Here is a 3,172-nt window from a genome sequence, read left to right on the forward strand (position 1 = left end):
ATACCCAGCTGCAGCGCCTAGGGGCTCGAGGTCATAAGCCAATCCGTCAAGAAGGTTAAAAACCAACCTTCCTGCCGGCTTGTCTTATGCTTGTCGCCCCTGTTCAAGGCGCTTCCGCATTTAGTTTAAGGAGGTTTTATTGATGAGTGATTTATATGCAGATCGTCTTCCGCCTCAAAACATTGAAGCGGAGCAGGCGGTTCTTGGTGCGATTTTCCTTGAGCCATCCTCCCTCACATTAGCCTCTGAAATTCTCATTCCGGAGGATTTTTACCGTGCGGCTCATCAAAAGATCTTTAATGTCATGCTGAAGCTGAACGATCAAGGAAAAGCTGTTGATCTAGTAACGGTTACAGAAGAATTGAGTGCTGCAAAGCTTTTAGAAGACACGGGCGGGGTAAGCTATTTAAGCGAGCTTGCCGGTTCAGTTCCAACGGCGGCTAATATTGAATATTATGCAAAAATAGTTGAAGAGAAGTCATTGCTTCGCCGCCTCATTCGAACAGCAACTAATATTGCTCAAGACGGATATTCACGTGAAGACGAGGTTGAGGTTTTACTTGGAGAAGCCGAAAAAAATATCCTTGAAGTCGCCCAAAGAAAAAATGCTGGAGCTTTTCACAACATAAAGGATGTTCTTGTACGTACCTACGATAATATCGAAGTGATGCATAACCGAAAAGGGGATATCACTGGTATTGCAACAGGTTTTGCTGAGCTAGATAAAATGACAGCCGGTTTTCAGCGCAACGATTTAATTATTGTTGGTGCCCGTCCCTCAGTTGGGAAAACTGCCTTTGCACTAAATATAGCCCAAAATGTTGCAACCAAGACAGAAGAGAATGTCGCGATATTCAGTCTTGAGATGGGCGCTGAACAGCTTGTGATGCGTATGCTTTGTGCAGAAGGAAATATCGACGCACAAAGACTTCGTACGGGCTCTCTTACTGATGATGATTGGGGTAAGCTTACGATGGCAATGGGGAGCTTATCAAATGCGGGCATCTTCATTGATGATACACCAGGTGTCCGGATAACAGATATTCGTTCGAAATGCCGCCGTTTAAAGCAAGAGCATGGTCTTGGAATGATCCTGATTGATTATTTACAGCTCATTCTTGGGAGTGGACGTTCGGGAGAAAACCGTCAGCAGGAAGTTTCAGAGATTTCTCGTTCATTAAAAGCATTAGCACGTGAATTGCAGGTTCCTGTTATCGCCCTATCTCAGCTTTCCCGTGGGGTCGAGCAGCGTCAAGATAAGCGGCCGATGATGTCAGATATCCGTGAATCAGGGAGTATTGAGCAGGATGCGGATATTGTGGCTTTCTTATATCGTGATGACTACTATGATAAGGAATCAGAGGATAAGAATATCATTGAAATTATTATTGCAAAACAGCGTAATGGCCCAGTTGGTACCGTACAATTAGCCTTTGTTAAAGAGTATAATAAATTCGTAAACTTAGAGAGGCGGTATGATGACTCATCGATGCCGCCAGGTGCATAAAGGAAGTGGACTAGTGTATAGGCTAGTCCTCTTTTATTTGTCAGAAGCATGTTAGCAATATGTAACCTGTCCAGAAACTATCTTACTATTTAGACGAACGTATTTTCATATTTTCATATAAAATGTTCGTGTTTTATTGACTTTTATCTGTGATACTTGATAAAATAGGAATGTTTGAAAGGGATATAAGGAATATTGATTTTGATTTTTAATGAATATGTATACTACCGTTTTTAATAATGAATATCTCGGAGGTGCTTTTATGTCATCAGTAGTTGTTGTTGGAACACAGTGGGGAGATGAAGGGAAAGGGAAAATTACCGATTTCCTTTCTGAAAATGCGGAAGTGATTGCTCGCTACCAAGGTGGAAACAATGCGGGACATACTATTAAGTTTAATGGAGAAACTTACAAGCTACACTTAATTCCATCTGGAATTTTTTATAAAGATAAAGCATGTGTGATCGGAAACGGGATGGTTGTAGATCCGAAAGCGCTTGTTAAAGAATTAGCTTATTTGCATGAAAAGGGAGTAACAACTGATAACCTCCGAATTAGCAACCGTGCTCATGTTATTCTGCCCTATCATTTAAAATTAGATGAGGTGGAAGAAGAAAGCAAAGGTGCAAACAAAATTGGTACAACGAAAAAGGGAATTGGTCCTGCATATATGGATAAAGCAGCACGAATCGGGATTCGAATTGCTGATCTATTAGACCGCGAAGTATTTGAAGAGAAGCTTGCTCGTAATTTAGAAGAAAAAAATCGTCTGTTTGATCGTATTTATGAAACAGAAGGTTTTAAAATCGAAGATATTTTAGATGAGTATTATGAATATGGACAGCAAATTAAGCACTATGTATGCGATACGTCTGTCGTTCTAAATGATGCACTTGATGAAGGACGAAGAGTTTTATTTGAAGGAGCACAAGGAGTCATGCTTGATATTGACCAAGGAACATACCCATTTGTTACATCTTCAAACCCTGTTGCAGGCGGCGTAACAATTGGTTCCGGTGTAGGTCCTTCAAAAATCAAACATGTAGTTGGTGTTTCTAAAGCTTATACCACTCGTGTGGGTGATGGTCCATTCCCAACTGAGCTTGATAATGAAATTGGTCACCAGATTCGTGAGGTTGGCCGTGAATATGGAACAACAACTGGCAGACCGCGTCGTGTTGGCTGGTTTGATAGTGTGGTTGTACGTCATGCTCGCCGTGTAAGCGGACTGACAGATCTTTCATTGAATTCTATTGATGTTTTAACAGGAATTGAAACACTGAAAATTTGTGTAGCTTACCGTTATAAAGGAGAAGTCATTGAAGAATTCCCAGCAAGCTTGAAGGTACTAGCTGAATGTGAGCCAGTATACGAAGAGCTGCAAGGCTGGACAGAGGATATTACAGGCTGCAAGACTTTAGATGAGCTACCTGCGAATGCTCGTCATTACCTTGAGCGTGTATCTCAATTAACAGGTATTCCGCTTTCAATCTTCTCAGTTGGCCCAGATCGTACACAAACAAATGTTGTTAGAAGTCCTTGGCGTCAAAACTAATAGCAGAAGGAGCCCTGATCTTATCAGGGCTTTTTTGTTTTCAAGGAAAAATTTAAAAAAGTTATTGCTTTAAATATTGTTTATATGATATTATAAAAAACGTCGTCATA

2 protein-coding genes are annotated in these 3,172 nt (G+C 40.9%); both read left to right on the forward strand.

Annotation, left to right across the window (positions count from 1 at the left end; translation table 11 throughout):
• The first annotated feature begins 142 nt into the window (after positions 1–142).
• Complete coding sequence (gene dnaB, locus RUH74_RS24105) at positions 143–1,507, forward strand: replicative DNA helicase (RefSeq protein ID WP_313805416.1); 1,365 nt, start codon at positions 143–145, stop codon at positions 1,505–1,507.
• A gap of 262 nt (positions 1,508–1,769) precedes the next feature.
• On the forward strand, positions 1,770–3,062 hold the full coding sequence (locus RUH74_RS24110; protein WP_313805419.1) for an adenylosuccinate synthase: 1,293 nt from the start codon (positions 1,770–1,772) through the stop codon (positions 3,060–3,062).
• The last annotated feature ends 110 nt before the right edge of the window (positions 3,063–3,172 follow it).

The organism is Cytobacillus sp., from assembly GCF_032154635.1.
In the GTDB taxonomy this organism is placed as follows: Bacteria; Bacillota; Bacilli; order Bacillales; family Cytobacillaceae; genus Cytobacillus.

What these genes read in the sequence shown, in the direction of transcription:
- RUH74_RS24110 (WP_313805419.1), top strand. Translation starts at nt 1,770, where the DNA reads ATGTCATCAGTAGTTGTTGTTGGAACACAGTGGGGAGATGAAGGGAAA.
- dnaB (WP_313805416.1), top strand. Translation starts at nt 143, where the DNA reads ATGAGTGATTTATATGCAGATCGTCTTCCGCCTCAAAACATTGAAGCG.